Genomic DNA, 16776 nt, shown 5'->3' with positions numbered 1-16776 from the left:
GTGTCAGACCTCCTCACTCCCCGAAGACGGCGCGGCGTCGAGCTGCTCGACGATCCGTCGGTACCGGCGGAAGTGATGACTCGCTCGATGAGGGACGTCGAGCGGGCGAACCATGTCTTCGGAGGAATGCGCGCCGCGCTGATGGAGCTCGAGCCTGCGCTCGCCGAGACTCGCGGCTCCGCCACGATGCTCGATGTCGGCACGGGCGCGGGTGACATCGCCGAATCCGCGCGCGCGTTCGCCGCGCGCAATGGTGTCACTCTCAAGACCATCGGGCTCGACAGCTCGGAGGCGTTGCTTGGCCGCCACCGCGCGCGCAACGACTGGGTAGTCGTCGGAAAAGCACTCGAGCTCCCGTTCGCTGACCGGAGCGTGGACATCGTGATGTGCTCGCAGCTGCTGCATCATTTTCCCGAGCCTCAAGCAGTTGCCCTGATCAGCGAGATGAATCGCGTTGCGCGCTTTCGCGTAGTGATCAGTGACCTCCGCCGCAGCTGGTTGGCCGCCGGCGGCCTGTGGCTGGCTTCATTCGTGCTTGGATTTCATTCTGTGAGTAGACATGACGGAGTCGTCTCGGTTATGCGCGGTTTCCTGCCGCGGGAGCTGGCCGGCCTCGTGGCATCGGCGACCGGGCAGCCGATTGCTGCGCAGCGCCGGCTGGGGTTTCGTGTAACAACCAGCTGGAAACCGAAATGACCGCGGCGATGCGGGAACCCTGCGAGCTTGGCCCGATGCCGCTGGGACGGCCAATGGAAATCGTCGACGAGCGGCTCGTGCGCGCGCCCTGGCGGACGATGTTCGACATCGCGAAAAACGTCGAGCTCTGGCCGGCCTATCTGCCCCATTACCGGTACGTTCGCTTCCACGAGCGAGCGACCGACGGCGGCGGCCTCGTTGAGATGGCGGCGTATCGGCCATTCGGGATAGCTGGCTGGCCGACGTGGTGGCTTTCGGAGATGTCCGTTGACGAAGGCGCCCCGGCGATCCGTTTTCGACACGTCGAGGGTATTACAAAAGGTATGGACGTCGAGTGGAGCTTTCGTACTGTAGGCGCTCAGAGTGCCGCCCCGCCCGGACGGGCAGCCAGGGGTACCCACGTCAAGATCCTGCACGTCTGGGACGGACCACCAATCCCGCTGCTCGGCATCGTTGCAGCGACGATGATCATCGGGCCGGTGTTCATCCATGGAATTGCATCCCGCACGCTCGAGGGACTTGCCGTGACGGCAGAGCGGGATGTCACAGCACCAGCCGCCGCAGCAGCGTCGGGCTGAGCCAAGAGGGGGAATCGTGTCGAGGCGGAGGGCGGTAATCACCGGGATCGGAGCGGTCACGCCGATCGGAACGACCAGCGATGGACTGTGGGAGGGAATCCGGCGCGAGCGCTCGGCCGTCGGCTCGGTCACTCGCTTCGACCCCTCACCGTTCCGCAGCCACAACGCTGCCGAGGTGAACGATTTCGTTCCCGCAGATCACCTCGAGCACAAGAAAGCAAAGCGCCTCGACAGATTCGGGCAGTTCTCCGTCGCAAGCGCGAAGATGGCGCTCGCCGACTCCGGAATCAACCTGGCCGCGGAGGATCGCGACCGGATCGGAACCATCATGGGCACAGCGCTTGGCGGCGTTGCATACGGTGAAGAGCAGTACGGCTCGTTTCTCCAGAGAGGACTGCGCGGCGTCGACCCGCTGCTTGCGCTGACGGTGTTCGGAGGTGCCTCGAGCTGCAACATCGCAATCGAGTTCGGCGCCTACGGTCCGAATTCGACGAATTCGATGAGCTGTGCGTCGGGCACCATCGCGCTCGGCGATGCGTTCCGTCAGATCCGCGACGGATACGCGGATGTGATGATCTCGGGGGGAGCCGAAGCGCCACTGGCTCCTCTTTGTTTTGGCGCCTTCTCGATCATCAAGGCGATGTCCACGCGTAACGACGACCCCGCGGGAGCATCACGACCATTCGACCGCGACCGCGACGGTTTCGTGATGGGTGAAGGCGCAGCCGTGATGGTGCTCGAGGAGCACGACAGGGCCGTGGCGCGGGGTGCGCGCATTTACGCCGAGGTCATCGGGTACGGCGTGACGAACGACGCCTACCATATGACTGCGCCGCGGCCCGATGGAACGCAGGCCGCGCGCGCAATGCGTATCGCGCTCGAAGACGCGCATGTCGCGCCGGGGGAGATCGATTACATCAACGCTCACGGGAGCTCCACACCGCTCAACGATCCGACCGAGACGCTCGCGATCAAGGACGTATTCGGCGACCACGCTTATCGTCTGCCGATGAGCGGAACAAAGGGTTACTACGGCCACGCGCTCGGTGCGTCGGGAGCAATCGAGGCGGCGATCTGCGCGCTGGCGATGGAGCGCGAATGGCTTCCTCCGACTGTCAATCTCGCCGTTGCCGATGACGCGTGCGATCTTAACTTCCTGCCGCGAAGCGGCAAGAGCGCGCGCGTCGATCACATCCTCACGAATTCCTTCGGATTCGGCGGAATCAACGCAGCACTCGTCCTCCGTCGCGTAAACTGAGGTCCGTCTTCAGCTAGCATGCGGCGCTTGGCGGCCGGCGGCTAGCTTGTAGTCTTCGGCTGAAGATCGAAAGTACTCTCAACGATAACGGAGCCCAGTTATGCGCGACTCATGGCGCCACTTCGTGGCTGAATTGATTGGCACCTTCGCCCTGGTTTTCGTTGGGGGCGCCTCCATCATGATCGCGAAGGACAGCGCGACCCCAACAGGACTCGTTGAGATAGCCCTGGCGCACGGGCTCATCCTCGCGGTCATGGTCAGCGCATTCATGCGCATTTCAGGCCACTTCAATCCCGCGGTGACGATCGGCTTTCTCGCGACGCGACGCATCGAGCCGATCATGGCCGGCGTCTACATCTGCGCCCAGATAATCGGCGCGCTCCTCGGCGCGTATTTCCTGAAATGGACTTTCCCGTTCACGTTGTTTCAGTCGACCCACGGCGGGGGGCAGGCGCTGGCGCTTCAGGTATCGGGCACGCAAGGCTTTGTGCTGGAAGCGGTGGCGACTTTCTTCCTCATGCTCGCAGTTTTTGGAACCGTCGTGGATCCGAAGGCGCCACGCATCGGGGGCCTTGGCATCGGCTTCGTTGTCGCTGCCGACATCCTCGCAATCGGACCGTTGACGGGAGCGGGGATGAATCCCGCGCGCTCGTTCGGCCCGGCGGTGGCCAGCGGATTTTTCGAGGCCCAGTTCCTTTACTGGATGGCACCAATCACCGGTGCAATCGTCGGCGCGCTTCTTTATGAGCACCTGTTCCTGCAGCGCGGCGTCGAGCCGGTGGATCACGGGGTGCTCAAACCCGCGACGCCGGGCAAAGGACGGCACGGAGCGGAGCACGGATGAAAATGAACACCGAGTGATGTTGTTCTCAGCCGGCTGACTTTCGTACCGGAACGGGATGTTCAGCCGTAGTCGGCTCGATCACCGGTGAGCTCTCCGCCGGCGGCGCAAGCTCGGGAGATGGTTTTGGAGCGGACGCAGGCGGCTCGGCGTAACGCTCCATCTGCGATGTGAGCGCCAGGCTGATTAAAACCAACGCGCCCGCGACGACATACGGCACGCCTTTGCCGAGCCTGTCCATCGCGAATCCCGTCGCCAGCGGAAATGACACACGCGATATGCCGCCGAACGTGTGCTGCACTCCCATATAGAGACCGCGCTCCGATTTCGAGACCACGCGCGAAAGCATCGCGGTGACTGCGGGAAAAATGAACGCCGTCCCGAGCGGCATCAGCGTGAAGGACAAGAACAGAATCGGGTACGAATTGATCGCGGCCACAAGCGCGAGACCCGCTGCAAGGAGTACAAGTCCGAGACGGCACAATCTCGCTTCCCCCAGCCACTCGATCATCCGGCCAAGTATCCCGGTGCGAACAATCACGCCAATTCCGCCGAGGTACATGATGAAGTAGCCGACGTTCTGCTCGTCGACGGCGAGGCGATCGGCAAGGATGAGCGGCAAAATCGCTCCGGTGCCGTAGAAAGCGCCGATGGCAATTGCGTAGATCAGGATCAGGCGCGTTGCGGGATCATGGGGATTCATGAGCACTCGCATGACCCCTCCGCCTCCACTCTGCTGATGACCCGCTGCGGCCATCTCCATAGTCGCCGTCCCGCGCGATTCGCGCAGGAACTTCCATGCGAATCCGGCCACGAGAATGCAAAGCGCGGCAGATCCGAGACCGGGTGCCTGCCGTCCACCGAATCGCACAAGCGCGGAGCCGATCGCCGGCCCGATCACTGCGCCCAGACTGGTCACCGCAGACAGCCAGCCGAGCATCTTCGCGCGATCCTTCGTGTCGCTGACGTCGGACACGTAAGCCTGTACTACCCCGATGGTTCCACCGCCCAGTCCCTGCACGATCCGGGAGACGAAGAGGAGCCAGAGCGAGCTGGCGAATGCGAAGATCACATAGGCAACCGCCGAGAGCAGCAAACCGACCAGGATCGCTGGCCTTCTTCCGTAGCGGTCGGAGAGCCAGCCCCAGACGGGGGCCGCAATCATTTGAGCAACGGAGAAAGCGGCGATGAGCGCGCCGATGATTGCGGCGTCGGCACCCAGGTCCTCCGCATAAAAGGGGAGGAGGGGATAGAGGATTATCAGTCCGAGCATGTCTACGAACGCCGTGATCATGAGGACCGTCAGCTTTCCTTTCATCCGTTGCTTCCTCGGGCGAGCGTCTCCGACTACGGACTAACGCGGATCATGGCGTAACTGTTGACTCCGGACCGTCTACGGAGCATCAACTTCCGATGACAAACGGCTGGCGAAACTGGGCGACAAGTATGGAACGTAACCTGCCACGAAACATGGCCGAACGGACGGGGGGCAACAGGAGACCGCTATGAGAGTGTCACGAAGGCTTTTTGTAGTCGCGGCGGTTGGGCTTCTCGCCGGATGCACCAGCTTGCGCGTTCCGATCGATCCAAGTGCGCCGACCACTATCAGAGTTGAAAACCAGGCGACGCTGGACATGAACATCTATGTAATCCGAGGCAGCGAGCGGATACGCCTCGGCACTGCGAACGGACTCAACACCAGCGTGTTCACGATTCCCAGGCACGTGATATTTGGCGCGACGCCGTTGAGATTTCTCGCCGATCCGATAGGCTCGAATCGCTTACCCGTGAGCGACGAGATCGTGGTGACGGCGGGGGATCAGGTCACGCTCAGAATTCCTCCGTTTTAACGGGTCCTGGAGGATTTAGGGCATCTGCGCGGTTCTGAGCACCGCGTCCGGTCGAGCGATGCGAAGGAAGCCACTCGATATCCACGTCATGATCCGGCGGATCTTCGGCGACTTCCTTCATGACGTTATCACGGCCCGACCCGGAAGTATTTCTCGTCGTAGCGTTTGATGGAGTCGGTTATCACCTGCATCGCGACTTCGCTCTTTTCCCATCCTACGATTTCCACGCGCCGTCCCTCCAGATCCTTGTAGATGTGGAAGAAGTGCTCCACTTCCTTGAGGTAATGCTGCGACAGATCCGCAATGTCGAAAGTGTCGTTGTAAAACGGGTCATGCGAGGGCACGGCGATGATCTTGTCATCGGGCTCTCCGCGGTCGAGGAGCTTGAGAACGCCAAGGGGGCGGCAGTCTATCTGGCAACCCGTAAAGGTCGGCTCGTTGATGCTGACGAGAATGTCGAGCGGGTCGCCGTCCTCGTGGAGGGTTCGAGGGATCAGGCCGTAATCGCCCGGATAGTGAACTGCAGAGAAAAGAACGCGGTCCAGTCTGAACTGGCCGGTGACCTTGTCGAGCTCGTACTTGTTGCGGCTTCCGCGCGGAATCTCGATCACTGCGGTGATGCGTTCCGGCGGGTGCGCGCCAACGAGGAAATCGTGCCAGGGATTCACGGGCTAAAGATAGACGAGTCCGCTGCCTTTGCCCGCTCCGCACTCCGGAGCTCAGCCAGGAGACTTCCGGCGCCGCGCTCGCGCAGCTCCGCAGCGAGTGACTCACCGGATTCCTCCGGCAACGAGGGATCGACGCGACGCGAGCCTCGCACGATGGTCCGGCCGCTTGGATCGCTCACGAAGCCGTGCAATGTCATGTCGGCCTGAACGAGCGCACCAATCGGCGCGTGGCCTCCACTGTCGAGCGCCGCAAGGAACGCGCGCTCGGCCCGGATCGCGATGGAAGTGGGTGGATGATCGTGTTCCGCGAGCAGCAGGCGCATCTCATCGTCGTCGGCGCGGATCTGCACTGCCGTCACCCCCTGGCCGGCGACCGGCAGCCAGCCGGGCGGCTCGAACCACGCTGTGATCCTCTGTGTCGCGTTCAGTCGGATGAGATCGGATGCGGCGAAGATCGTCGCGTGGACCTGCCCTCGCTCCACTTTGCGAAGCCGCGTCGGAACGTCGCCGTGAAGCTCGACGACCTCGAGATCGCGCCGGCGAGCGAGGAGCTGAGCCCGACGGGCGGGGCTGGATGTGCCGACGCGCGAACCCGCGGGCACGCTCTCGAGTGAATCGGCCTGCGTTACGGCATTCACGACAAGGACGTCACGCGGGTCGTCGCGCTCGAGGCACGCAACGATGTCGAGATCCGCTGACATTTCGGTGGGCAGGTCGCGCAACGCGTGAACGCAGTAATCGACCTTCCCCTTCGCGAGCGCATTCTCGAGCTCTCGCGTGAACAGACCCGTTTCACCAACGTGACTGGCGAGATCCTTCCGCTTCCTGTCACCGGTGGTTTTGATCGTCACGATCTCGCATTTCGCGCCTGCGGCCTGGAGCAAAGCCTCGACCGTCCGCGCTCTTCTCATCGCGAGCTCGGACGGGCGACTACCGATGCGTATCAGCTTTTCGACCGTACGCGCTTCCACCGCCAGTAGATGGTCAGCGCGTAAATCGCGTAGACCGCGGCTGCCATTCCGTATGCGGCATGATAGAAACCCGCGTTGTCAGGCATCAGTCGCCCTCCGGAAGCTTCACACCATCCCTTTCCACTGCATAGCGATAACGTGCCCTGAGGAGGGCGACGTAAAGCAGCGTGAATGCCGCGAAGGCGATGATGAACGTGCTCAACATCTCATTCGGCAACGAGGGCCTCTCCGGCTTCCCAAGAATCGGCATCGGATGGAGGGTCCTGAAGAGGTAGACGCTCAGATGAATGAAAGGGATTAGAAGCGCGCCGAGTATTCCCAGCACGGCACTGTAGCGTGCGCGCATATCGCGATCTTCGACAGCGCTGCGCAACACCATGTAGGCCACGTAGACGAACCACAGAAAAAGCGTCAGCGTCAGCCGTGCGTCCCACGTCCAGTACGTTCCCCAGATCGGCTTTCCCCACAACGGGCCGGTGATGAGCACGACAGTCGTGAATACCACTCCCACTTCCGCCGAGGACTCCGCGATCCTGTCGAGACGGTCTTCCCGAAGGGCGAGGTAAAGCGCACTGGTGAGCGCAACTAGAAAGAACGCCAGGAACGCTACCCACGCCGACGGCACGTGGATGTAATAAATCTTCTGAGCAAGACCCTGAATCGCCTCAGTCGGCGTGAAGAAAAACACGCGAACAAAGGCAACCACCACGCCGATCGCGGCAGCGATCGATAACGGTGTCGGTTTCATTCCTCGATTGTGAATGGATAGGCGAGCGTGCACGCCACGACGAACAGAAGATCGAAAGCCAGCAGCAATCTAAGCCACGGAAGTGCGTCGCCAACGGGACGCCCGCTCAAAAGCTTCGCTGTGGCCTGCGCCGCGGGAATCACAATCGGCACGAAAAATGGAAGCGACAGTATGGGCAGCAGCAGCTCGGACAGCCGGGTATTCGCGGCCATCGAGCTGAAAAGCGTTCCCACGACAACGAGTCCGATTGCCGCCAGCACGGCAATCGCGGCGAGCGGGGCAGCCACACCCGCGAGGGGAAGCCCGTAGAAGAATGACACCGCGGGAATGGCGATCACCTGAACCGCGAGAACGAACAAAAGATTAGCGAGCGCCTTGCCAAGAAAAATCGCCTCGCGCGAGACTGGCGACGCGAGCAGTCCGTCTATCGCACCCTCTTCCTTCTCGACCGCGAACGACCGATTGAGACCAAGCAGTCCCGAGAACGCGAATATCACCCAGAGCACGCCCGGAGCGAGATCGGCTGCCGACACGGCCGTGACGTCCCACGCGAAGTAGAAAATGACAATCCCGAGCAGAGCGAAGACGAGCACCGCGAGAAATGCGCTCCGCGTGCGGAACTCGATCATCAGGTCTTTTCGCGCAATGAGAAGCGCGTCACGGAACAGACTACCCACCGGCCGACACCATCTGGCGATACCGCAGGTTGAACTCCGACGGAGGGATGGCATCGGCAACGCTGTTCAGAAGCAGCTGTCCCTCGTGCATGATCGCCGCGTGCGTGGCGAGCGACAGTCCCTCGTCGATGTTATGGGTAACGAGAACGAGCGCCGCTCCCGAGCTCCTTAGCTCGCCGAGCAGCGCCGACAGCGCGGTTGCACCGGAAACGTCGAGACCGGCGAACGGCTCGTCCGCCAGAACCACGCCTGGCCCATGAACAGTTGCGCGCGCGATGGAGACCCGCTGCCTCATGCCACGGCTCAATGCACGCACGGGCGTGGCGGCGCGGTCAGCGATCTTCATCCGCTCGAGCGCACGCGTCGCGGCATCGCCCGGATTGGCAACTCCGTAAAGTCGCGCGAAGAATTCCACGTTTTCGCGCGCGGTCAACGCTTCATAGAGGAGCGTACGGTGAGAAATGAGGCCGATTCGCCGCCGAATCTCCGGCCCGCCCGGTACCTTTTCGCCCGCAATGCGTGCAGTGCCGCCCGAAGGCTTGAGCAGTCCGCCGAGCAAGCGGAGCAGCGTGGTCTTGCCTGCGCCGTTCGGACCGAAGACGGCCAGGCATTCTCCGGCGTGGACACTGAGGCTCACCCCATCGACGGCGCGCCGCGCTCCAAATGCCCGAGCGACGGAATCAGCCTCCACCACCGCGGCCGGATTGGAGTTCATGTATCGGAAAGGTGCTACTCTGGCGCGTCCCGTGCAAAACAGGATAAGCTTCGCGAAACACCGCCACTCATCTCCCTGCCATGAACGACATCGACGTTCTCCTTCAGGAAAACCGGAAGTTTCCGCCCAGCGAAGAGTTTCGCGCGTCCGCCATCGTCTCCTCGACCGACGTGTACGACGAGGCCGCGCGCGACCCCGTCGCTTTCTGGGAGCGAAAGGCCGGCGAGCTGCAATGGATCCGCAAATGGGACAAAGCTCTCGACTGGACGCCGCCTCACGCGAAGTGGTTCGTTGGCGGAAAGCTGAACGTCTCGGTCAACTGCCTCGACCGCCATCTCGACGGGCCACGTCGTGGCGCGCCCGCCATAATCTGGGAAGGCGAGCCGGGCGATGAGCGCACGCTGACCTACGCCGAGCTCCACGCCGAGGTCGCCCGGATGGGGTCCGCGCTGCGCTCTCTCGGGGTGACAAAAGGCGACCGCGTCGCGATCTATCTGCCGATGATTCCCGAGGCGGCGATTGCGATGCTCGCCTGCGCCCGAATCGGTGCGATTCATTCAGTGGTATTCGGCGGCTTCTCACCCGAGTCGCTGCGGGACAGGATCAACGACGCACAATGCAAAGTCCTCATCACGGCTGACGGCAGCTATCGCCGCGGTCAGGTGATTCAGCTCAAGCGAAACGCGGACGTAGCGCTCGACGACACCCCGTCTATCGAGAAAGTCGTCGTCGTCCAGCGCTGGCGGGTTGCCGAGGGAGCAAAAGGCACTGACATCGAAGCCCCGATGAAAGAAGACCGCGACCTATGGTACCACGACCTCGTCGCGGAAGTCGCGGCCGAGTGCGAGCCGGAGACGATGGACGCGGAAGACGTGCTCTTCATTCTCTACACTTCGGGGACCACAGGAAAGCCAAAGGGAATCGTCCACACCACAGGCGGCTATCTGACGGGAGCAGCCTCGACGACGAAGATCGTCTTCGACCTCCGCGACGACGATGTGTTCTGGTGCACCGCCGACATCGGCTGGGTGACGGGCCATTCCTACCTCGTATACGGTCCGCTCGCGAATGGCGCGACGTGCGTGATGTACGAGGGAGCTCCGGACACGCCGGCGAAGGATCGCTTCTGGGACATCTGCGAGCGTCGCGGTGTGACAATTCTGTATACCGCGCCGACTGCCATTCGCGCATTCATGAAATGGGGCGCCGAGCATCCGAAGCTCCACGACCTGTCGCGCTTACGACTCCTCGGCTCTGTCGGCGAGCCGATCAATCCCGAAGCGTGGATGTGGTACCGCGAGCACATTGGTGGGAGCAGATGTCCGATCGTAGATACGTGGTGGCAGACCGAGACAGGCGCCATCGTGATCTCACCACTGCCCGGCGTTACCGTATGCAAGCCCGGCAGCGCCACGCGCGCGCTCCCTGGGTATTCCGCCGAGCTGCTTGACCATGAGGGCACGAGAATCGAAGTGGGAGGCGGACTCCTCGCACTGACGCAGCCGTGGCCCTCGATGCTGCGTACAATCTGGGGAGACGATGCGCGATACGTCGAGACCTACTTTTCGAAATGGCCCGGCCGCCCCGATCTTTATTTTCCCGGCGACGGCGCCAAACGTGACGAAGACGGCTATTTCTGGATCCTCGGCAGAGTCGATGACGTGTTGAACGTCGCCGGACACCGCATCGGAACCATGGAAGTGGAATCGGCTCTCGTGGAGCATCCGGCGGTTGCTGAAGCCGCAGTGGTTGGGCGGACACACGAGCTCAAGGGGCAGGCGATCGCCGCCTTCGTGACGCTCCGGGACGGGAAGACCTCGAGCCCCGAGCTCGGCGAGGAGCTGAGGCAGTTCGTGGCGAGGAAGATAGGCGCTCTCGCCCGACCCGACGACATCCTTTTCTCCGCAGACCTGCCAAAAACCCGCTCCGGAAAAATCATGCGGCGCCTTCTGCGCGATATCGCCGAGGGTCGCATACTCGGTGACACTACGACTCTCGCTGATCCGTCTGTGGTGGCAAGTCTGAAGGAGCAGTATGAAGGGCAGGAGAGCTGACGATTCGGAAGTGCACCAGCGCATCTGACCGTGGTATGAACCGTGCCTTAGATTAAGAAAGACGAGAACCAGAAAGAGGAAGGCTTCATGTTCGGTGGTTTGTTCCCTGAATCGATCTTTGGACGCAAGCTCAATCCAAATGCGGAGAGGCGGCTGCGGCTGTCGCAGGCCCGCGCCGAAGAGACGATAATCCGTGCCCACGTCGACAACGCCCTGATGTTCGTCGACACGCTTGCCGAGGATCTTTCATTCGACCGGGCGATCGACACGTACATCAGGGTGATGGGAATCCCCGAGCCGCTGGCAAGCACCGTCGCCACGCGCGCGCTGGTGAGCCTTGGACGTGATCTGGTTCCCTTCCGCCGGCGTGCTCGCGAGGAAGGCCAGGAAGACGAGGAAGTAAAGCCACGCCTCCGTCTCGACGACGCCGCAGCACGAGCGAGGAACGTCAAGCGGGCCTGAAAAACCCAATCGGTGCCTCGGTGTCCAGCTCACAGATCCTGAAGCGTCGACGAGTCCAGCCCGGCGACAGAAGAGCGGTCCCGCAAATCCAGCAGCGCGAAAATGACGATGATCGTCACGATGACAGCTGACACCACGCACCACTGACAGACCGCCTGGATCACGAACAACTCCAGGTACGTGAGCCAGGCCGAGAAAGCGAAGCCGCTGCCAGAGACGAGGGCGAGAATCTTCGACATCCCCACCGACTCGGCGTACCGGTCCTGAAGACTCGCGAGGGCCAGCACGAACATCACGATGTAGAAGCCGACCCCCCACGCCGCCACCGGAGCGCCGAGAAACGTCGCCCATTTGCTGAGATTGACCGTTTCGCACGAACCGATGCTGCAGGCGAGGTTTCCGACAATCCCGAGCTTGTAGAGAAGCAGGTACAGCGCGACGAAGATCCCGGCGAGCGAGAGCGTCGCCACGATCATTCTTTTTGTCATTTCTTCGCTGCTTCGTCCACCATCGCCTTCAGCTCGTCGTAAGAGAGGGCGTTCGCCACCTGCTTGTCTCCGACGATGAACGTCGGCGTCGAGTTGACTCTCCGGCGCTCACCCTCGGCGAAATTTGCGACGATCCGGCTCTGGTGCTTCCGGGTGTCGTAGCAGGATTCGAATTGACTCATGTTGAGTCCGATGCCCGATGCGTAGCTCATGAACATCGGCTTCGGGTTATCCGTTGCCTGTGAGTTCCACTGATCCTGCGCTCCGTAGAGCCGGTCGTGCATCGGCCAGAATTTGCCCTGCTCATCGGCGCAGGCGGCAGCATTCGACGCTGACTGGCTGTTCAGATGCTGCGGCAGCGGGTAGTCGTAGTAGGTGAAGCTCGCCAGCCCCGTATCGATGAGGCGCGTGCGAATATCCGGCTCGGTGATGGTCGCGAAACGCCCGCACGCCGGGCACTCGAAGTCGGCAAACTCGAGAATCTTGACCGGGGCATCAGCCTTGCCCAGGAGATATCCCTGTGGCGGGCCGGCGGTGGCCGAGCTGGCGCTGAGAGGGGCGGGGGCTGCGGCTGTCGATGGTTTGCGGGTCATCGTGTAGGCGAGTATGCTTGCGCCGGCAACTGCGATGAGCAGGAGGATCGCATAAAAACCCTTTGGCCGGGTTGATGCGTTGCGCACGACGTTCGGACGCCGGTCCTTCGATCTTCCAGACGGTGGTTTTGCGGCCATTTGTACGGGTGGTTATTAGCGAGGAATGTGCGCGGCACGAAGTTGGCCGGCGGCAGGGTAGAAAAAAGCTATTGACGAGGTATCGATATGCAAGCTGATGAGCTGCGCGTTCCTGTTGGGCCCGGAGCAATGCACGTAGAGAGGTACGGGCACGGCGGCACCGCGGTAATTCTCATACACGGGTTCGCCACTTCGAGTTTTCTGTGGCGAAACATCGCGCCTTCGATAACGGACGCCGGCCATACGGCATACGCGGTTGACCTCTTCGGGCATGGAGAATCCGACCGCCCGTTCGACGCAGATTTCGGGATTGCGGCGCAAGCCGAGTACCTCGACGCGGCGATGACGGCGCTGCGAGTGGCACGCGGCGTCCTCGTGGGAGTGGATCTCGGCGCCGATGTCGCGCTGCGCCTCGCTGCAACCCGGCCCGAGCGCGTTGAAAAGCTCGTTTTGATAAATCCTCCCGCCTTCGACGAGCTGCCGGCGAAAGACATAACGCAGATGCAGCGGAACACTGCGAAATTCGCCTTCCGTACGAGGCGCGGTATTCTGGGAGCCGCACCCTTGATCGAGGCTGTGCTCAAGAAGAGCGTTTCCGATCCTGAGAAGCACATGCCGACAAAGCTTATTGCTCGCTATCTCGCCCCATTCGTCGGGAAGGACGGCACGAATCATCTATTGGCACTCGCCAGCTCGATCAGCGCCGAGGATCTGGAGGACATCGATCTCCGCAGCATTCACGTTCCTTCGATCATTCTCTGGGGAGAGGAAGATCCATTCGTGGAAGGCCGGGTAGCCGAAAAACTGGCGAATGCCCTGCCCGACGGTCGGCTGGTACGAATGCCGGGAGTCGGCCGGCTGCTGCCGGAGGAAAACCCTGAGCGGTTGGTTGAGATGCTGCTCGACTTCATGAGGAAGCGCGCCGTTGCCTGACCCTTAGCGGATGAGTGGCTCGCTGGCGAGCAATTCCTGAGGCCGACAATGACTGAAACGCGGCGTTTACAGCAATTCGCGGCACTTATCCGTTAGATTTGGGTATCAGAATCACCAACATTCAACCAGAATTGATGAAGACTCAGAGGAAATACAGGAGAGAGGTCGCGCCGGCTGCAGCGCCGTTTGTCGAGGCGCGCGACGAGATGTTCCAGCATATCATGAAGTGCGGAGTTATCGGTGCGGCCGCCGAAGATCAGCAGGAGTGGTTCGACGGCACGATGGCGTACCTGGCCGACCGGTACCATGAGCTGAGCGAGGAAGAGATCGCCCAGCTGCGCGTTCTCGGCGAGCGCTTCATTCAGCCCGCCAAAGTCAAGACAGCAGTCTAGAAGCCCCCATGCCCTGCCGGAGCGCGGATTATCGCCGCTCCGCAGTGGCTCGGCGGACAATCACGCCAATGCGTGTTCCGCCCCCCAATCCAAGCTCGAATGAAGGCGTAGCCCCGCTGTAATCGGGTCCGTCCAGACCGAGCAGCAACATGAGATACGCTCGCGCCTTTTCGCCGCGGTCGAACCTTCCCGACAGCCCGCCACCTCCATACGGCGCCCAGCGACTCTGCCTGAAAGGATCGAAATGGAATCGGGCCATGCCGTCGAGCCTCCCGCTCAGCCCATCGCGACTGAATCCTACGCCGGCCACCGCTCCGGTGCGAACGTAAGTCCCCGCAGCGGTGGTGAAGCCTGCGCCCGCGTGGAGGGCGCTCAGGGTGGCGATGATTGCGTCCAGCCGTACTTCAGGGGCGACCTTGCCCGGGCGATTTTCGGGTGGCGGAGGTGCGGGCGGTTGTTGCGCCTCTGCCCTGCCGGACGCAAAGAGCGATGTAACCGCGCACAGGACGAAAGTCGCTGTGCGCGATGGCAAGCTCATCGCGACGCCTGCCTGGCCCGCGACCTCGCTCGCGAAAGGGCGATCGTATAGTCGATGATCGAGATGGCGGAAACACAGCCGATGATTGCGATGAGGGGTCCGGTAGCGCTCTCGAAATGAAGCACGGCAACGAGAGCTACGAGCTGCAGCATCGTGACGGTTTTCCCGAGCATTCGAGCCTGAAAGGCGGACGCGCCGAGGCCGGGAATGAATCGTGCCACCACAAAGCCGACCGCTGTGGCAATATCCCGCGACAGAAAAATGAAAAACTGCGCGGTCGACAGAATGCCGTCGATCAGGTAAGCCGAAATTGCGGTAAGGACGAAGACACGGTCGGCGAACGGATCGATCAGTGCGCCGGCAACGGATGAGCTGTTTCCCATGCGCGCGAACCAGCCGTCGAGAAAATCCGTTGCGCCGGCAGCGAGAATGAGAAACGTGCGCTCCCATCGGCCGTCGACCAAAACGAACGCAAGCGCGAGGATGAGGCGTGAAAGCGAGATGCTGTTGGGAAGATTTAACAATGCGCCGCGCTTCATCTGCCAAAGCTAGATGCGCTGTGATGTGCTTGCCACCTCATTGCGTGACACCTAGGTTCCGGCCGTGTCAGCCGCGCTGAACAGTGACCACCTGCTCGCCGTCGCCTTTGCCGCGGTGGCGGCGATTCTCATCATGTGGGACGTCCTGGTCGCGGGAAGAGTAGCGCAGCTGCGCCGCGCACCCCGGTCATTCGCAGCGATTACCGCGTTCGCGGGCCTGCTGCTTCTTCCCGCCCTCATAGTCGCGTATTCAGCTGCGTCGATTCTCTACGGACGAGCTATCCAGCCCATTTCCTGGATCTGGCCCGTCACCGCGTGCCTCTGTGCAATTCAGTCCGCGTACGCTCTCAGCCGCCGGTTCGTCACGCCCTGGTTCGGCGTTCCTGTCGCCGTTTACAACGCGATAATCGCAGTGGTCGTCGTGGCGCGGTACGTAGTGTCGAAGGGTGGATCGCCCCCCGAATTCTCGCTGGCTCTGTCGGCGGCGCAGACGGCCAGTCTTGGATTTTTCTTCGGTCCCGCCGCGCTGTGGAGCGCTGCATATCTCATGGTGCCGGTGCTTTCGCCGTCACTGCCGGCACGATGGCGAATGAGCGGAATAATCCGCGGCCTCATCGCGGCATCGGTCGCTGCCATGGCGGGCCTTGTCCTGATCGAGATGCCGAGCGCCTTCGAGACTATGCGCAGCTACAAGAAGTACGCGAAGGAGCAGCTGCAGGAGCACCCTGAGGGCGACTTCGAGCTGGGCCTGAAGATCTTCCCCGACCTCGACGGACCACCTCCACCGCTCGCGCTCGAGCAGGACGCGAAACTGGCGGACTCGCTCGGCCTCGATGCCGTGTCGATCGTGGTCGACGCGCGCGGCGCTCGACTCTCCTCACTCGACTCGATTGCCAGTACAGTCGACGTCCGGCGCGCGGACAGTGTCCGGATCATCATCGCGCTCGGCTATCCCCCCGACGCGACTCGCCAGTTTCGCGAGTCTGAGGCGGAATACACGAGAAAGCGACTGGCCGACGTGGACCGCATTTCACGACGACTGCGTCCGGATATCCTCATTCCCGCGCTCGAGCCATACGCCGCGGGGTCGAGGGCTCTCGGTATACAGGAGCCCGAGTACTGGATCGATTATCTGACGCGCGCGGCGGCGATAGCACACCACGTGAACCCGCGGATACGCGTCGCCTTCGCCGCGTCGAGCTACGGTGCGCGGGACAGCACTCTTTTCGCGTGGGCGGCATCGCGCGGCTCACCCATCGACATCGTCGGTTTTTCACTGATGCCCGGGTTCGACGGCGCGCGCTCACTCGACACTCACATGCGCGTCGCGCAGAGGTGGATGCGGCCGTTTACGGCGCGGCCCAAGCCGGCGTGGGTGTTCGCGGCCGGAGGGTATCCGATCGCTCACGGGGAGACGAATCAGGAGCTGTCACTCTGGGGCGTGCTCGCCTGGGCGACGAGTCAACCATCGATCAAGGGCTTGATCGTTTACGAAGCCGGGGATTACGACGCAATGCGAGGACTCCGGGCGCCCGGTGGCCGGCTGCGATCCTCAGTCGCGGCTGTCAGGCGGGCTCAGACCGGGCTCAAGGAAACTGCTGTTAGATAAGGTCAACTGATACCTTGCCTTTATCAGT

At 62.1% G+C, this 16776-nt stretch carries 20 protein-coding genes; 10 read left to right on the top strand and 10 right to left on the bottom strand.

Annotated elements, in window-relative coordinates:
- From VES88_08135 to VES88_08120, 4 genes are all read left to right on the top strand, one after another.
- Positions 1 to 696 carry a methyltransferase domain-containing protein gene (locus VES88_08135; protein ID HYN81455.1) on the top strand — a complete coding sequence of 232 codons (696 nt, stop codon included), beginning with the start codon at positions 1 to 3 and terminating at the stop codon, positions 694 to 696.
- Positions 693 to 1274, top strand: a complete 582-nt coding sequence (locus VES88_08130) for an SRPBCC family protein (protein ID HYN81454.1) — start codon at positions 693 to 695, stop codon at positions 1272 to 1274. Before VES88_08135 ends, VES88_08130 begins: the two co-directional genes overlap by 4 nt.
- Positions 1275 to 1290: 16 nt before the next feature.
- Positions 1291 to 2532 carry a beta-ketoacyl-ACP synthase II gene (gene fabF, locus VES88_08125; GenBank protein ID HYN81453.1) on the top strand — a complete coding sequence of 414 codons (1242 nt, stop codon included), beginning with the start codon at positions 1291 to 1293 and terminating at the stop codon, positions 2530 to 2532.
- A gap of 100 nt (positions 2533 to 2632) precedes the next feature.
- A complete protein-coding gene (locus tag VES88_08120) occupies positions 2633 to 3376 on the top strand; it encodes an aquaporin (protein ID HYN81452.1) in 744 nt (247 codons plus the stop codon).
- A gap of 25 nt (positions 3377 to 3401) precedes the next feature.
- Here VES88_08120 and VES88_08115 read toward each other — a convergent pair whose 3' ends face one another.
- Complete coding sequence (locus VES88_08115) at positions 3402 to 4691, bottom strand: MFS transporter (GenBank protein HYN81451.1); 1290 nt, start codon at positions 4689 to 4691, stop codon at positions 3402 to 3404.
- A gap of 187 nt (positions 4692 to 4878) precedes the next feature.
- Between VES88_08115 and VES88_08110 the strand changes: the two genes are divergently transcribed.
- Positions 4879 to 5223 (top strand): hypothetical protein, encoded by a 345-nt coding sequence (locus VES88_08110; protein HYN81450.1) that lies wholly within the window; start codon positions 4879 to 4881, stop codon positions 5221 to 5223.
- Between the two features lie 128 nt (positions 5224 to 5351).
- On the opposite strand, the gene VES88_08105 is transcribed toward VES88_08110, so the two are convergent.
- The 5 genes from VES88_08105 to ccmA all read right to left on the bottom strand — a co-directional run bounded on the left by VES88_08105 (position 5352) and on the right by ccmA (position 9002).
- Entirely contained in the window at positions 5352 to 5891 is a 540-nt protein-coding gene (locus VES88_08105; GenBank protein ID HYN81449.1) for an inorganic diphosphatase, read from the bottom strand.
- Positions 5888 to 6862, bottom strand: a complete 975-nt coding sequence (gene hemC, locus VES88_08100; GenBank protein HYN81448.1) for a hydroxymethylbilane synthase — start codon at positions 6860 to 6862, stop codon at positions 5888 to 5890. Before hemC ends, VES88_08105 begins: the two co-directional genes overlap by 4 nt.
- 85 nt (positions 6863 to 6947) lie before the next feature.
- A complete protein-coding gene (ccsA, locus tag VES88_08095; GenBank protein ID HYN81447.1) occupies positions 6948 to 7610 on the bottom strand; it encodes a cytochrome c biogenesis protein CcsA in 663 nt (220 codons plus the stop codon).
- The gene (locus VES88_08090; GenBank protein HYN81446.1) at positions 7607 to 8341 is read right to left on the bottom strand and encodes a heme exporter protein CcmB; all 735 of its coding nucleotides are present in this window, start codon (positions 8339 to 8341) and stop codon (positions 7607 to 7609) included. The genes ccsA and VES88_08090 overlap by 4 nt, the downstream gene beginning before the upstream one ends.
- Positions 8280 to 9002, bottom strand: a complete 723-nt coding sequence (gene ccmA, locus VES88_08085) for a heme ABC exporter ATP-binding protein CcmA (GenBank protein HYN81445.1) — start codon at positions 9000 to 9002, stop codon at positions 8280 to 8282. Before ccmA ends, VES88_08090 begins: the two co-directional genes overlap by 62 nt.
- Positions 9003 to 9082: 80 nt before the next feature.
- Between ccmA and acs the strand changes: the two genes are divergently transcribed.
- Entirely contained in the window at positions 9083 to 11056 is a 1974-nt protein-coding gene (acs, locus tag VES88_08080) for an acetate--CoA ligase (GenBank protein HYN81444.1), read from the top strand.
- Positions 11057 to 11143: 87 nt separating this feature from the next.
- The gene (locus tag VES88_08075; protein HYN81443.1) at positions 11144 to 11518 is read left to right on the top strand and encodes a hypothetical protein; all 375 of its coding nucleotides are present in this window, start codon (positions 11144 to 11146) and stop codon (positions 11516 to 11518) included.
- A gap of 29 nt (positions 11519 to 11547) precedes the next feature.
- Here VES88_08075 and VES88_08070 read toward each other — a convergent pair whose 3' ends face one another.
- Positions 11548 to 12006: a vitamin K epoxide reductase family protein gene (locus VES88_08070; protein HYN81442.1), complete on the bottom strand. Its 459-nt coding sequence runs from the start codon at positions 12004 to 12006 to the stop codon at positions 11548 to 11550.
- Entirely contained in the window at positions 12003 to 12737 is a 735-nt protein-coding gene (locus VES88_08065) for a thioredoxin domain-containing protein (GenBank protein ID HYN81441.1), read from the bottom strand. The genes VES88_08070 and VES88_08065 overlap by 4 nt, the downstream gene beginning before the upstream one ends.
- An 87-nt stretch (positions 12738 to 12824) precedes the next feature.
- Between VES88_08065 and VES88_08060 the strand changes: the two genes are divergently transcribed.
- Both VES88_08060 and VES88_08055 read left to right on the top strand, forming a co-directional pair.
- The gene (locus VES88_08060) at positions 12825 to 13670 is read left to right on the top strand and encodes an alpha/beta hydrolase (protein HYN81440.1); all 846 of its coding nucleotides are present in this window, start codon (positions 12825 to 12827) and stop codon (positions 13668 to 13670) included.
- Positions 13671 to 13804: 134 nt separating this feature from the next.
- The gene (locus VES88_08055) at positions 13805 to 14062 is read left to right on the top strand and encodes a hypothetical protein (GenBank protein HYN81439.1); all 258 of its coding nucleotides are present in this window, start codon (positions 13805 to 13807) and stop codon (positions 14060 to 14062) included.
- A 28-nt stretch (positions 14063 to 14090) separates the two neighbouring features.
- Here the strand turns inward: VES88_08055 and VES88_08050 are convergent, their stop codons facing one another.
- Together VES88_08050 and VES88_08045 are read right to left on the bottom strand one after the other, a co-directional pair.
- Positions 14091 to 14600 (bottom strand): hypothetical protein, encoded by a 510-nt coding sequence (locus VES88_08050; GenBank protein HYN81438.1) that lies wholly within the window; start codon positions 14598 to 14600, stop codon positions 14091 to 14093.
- Positions 14597 to 15139, bottom strand: a complete 543-nt coding sequence (locus VES88_08045; GenBank protein ID HYN81437.1) for a CDP-alcohol phosphatidyltransferase family protein — start codon at positions 15137 to 15139, stop codon at positions 14597 to 14599. Before VES88_08045 ends, VES88_08050 begins: the two co-directional genes overlap by 4 nt.
- Positions 15140 to 15203: 64 nt before the next feature.
- Between VES88_08045 and VES88_08040 the strand changes: the two genes are divergently transcribed.
- Positions 15204 to 16748: a hypothetical protein gene (locus VES88_08040; protein HYN81436.1), complete on the top strand. Its 1545-nt coding sequence runs from the start codon at positions 15204 to 15206 to the stop codon at positions 16746 to 16748.
- The last annotated feature ends 28 nt before the right edge of the window (positions 16749 to 16776 follow it).

It is taken from the genome of Gemmatimonadaceae bacterium (assembly GCA_035633115.1).
Lineage (GTDB): Bacteria > Gemmatimonadota > Gemmatimonadetes > Gemmatimonadales > Gemmatimonadaceae > UBA4720.
This window is presented reverse-complemented; position numbering and strand designations above follow the sequence as displayed.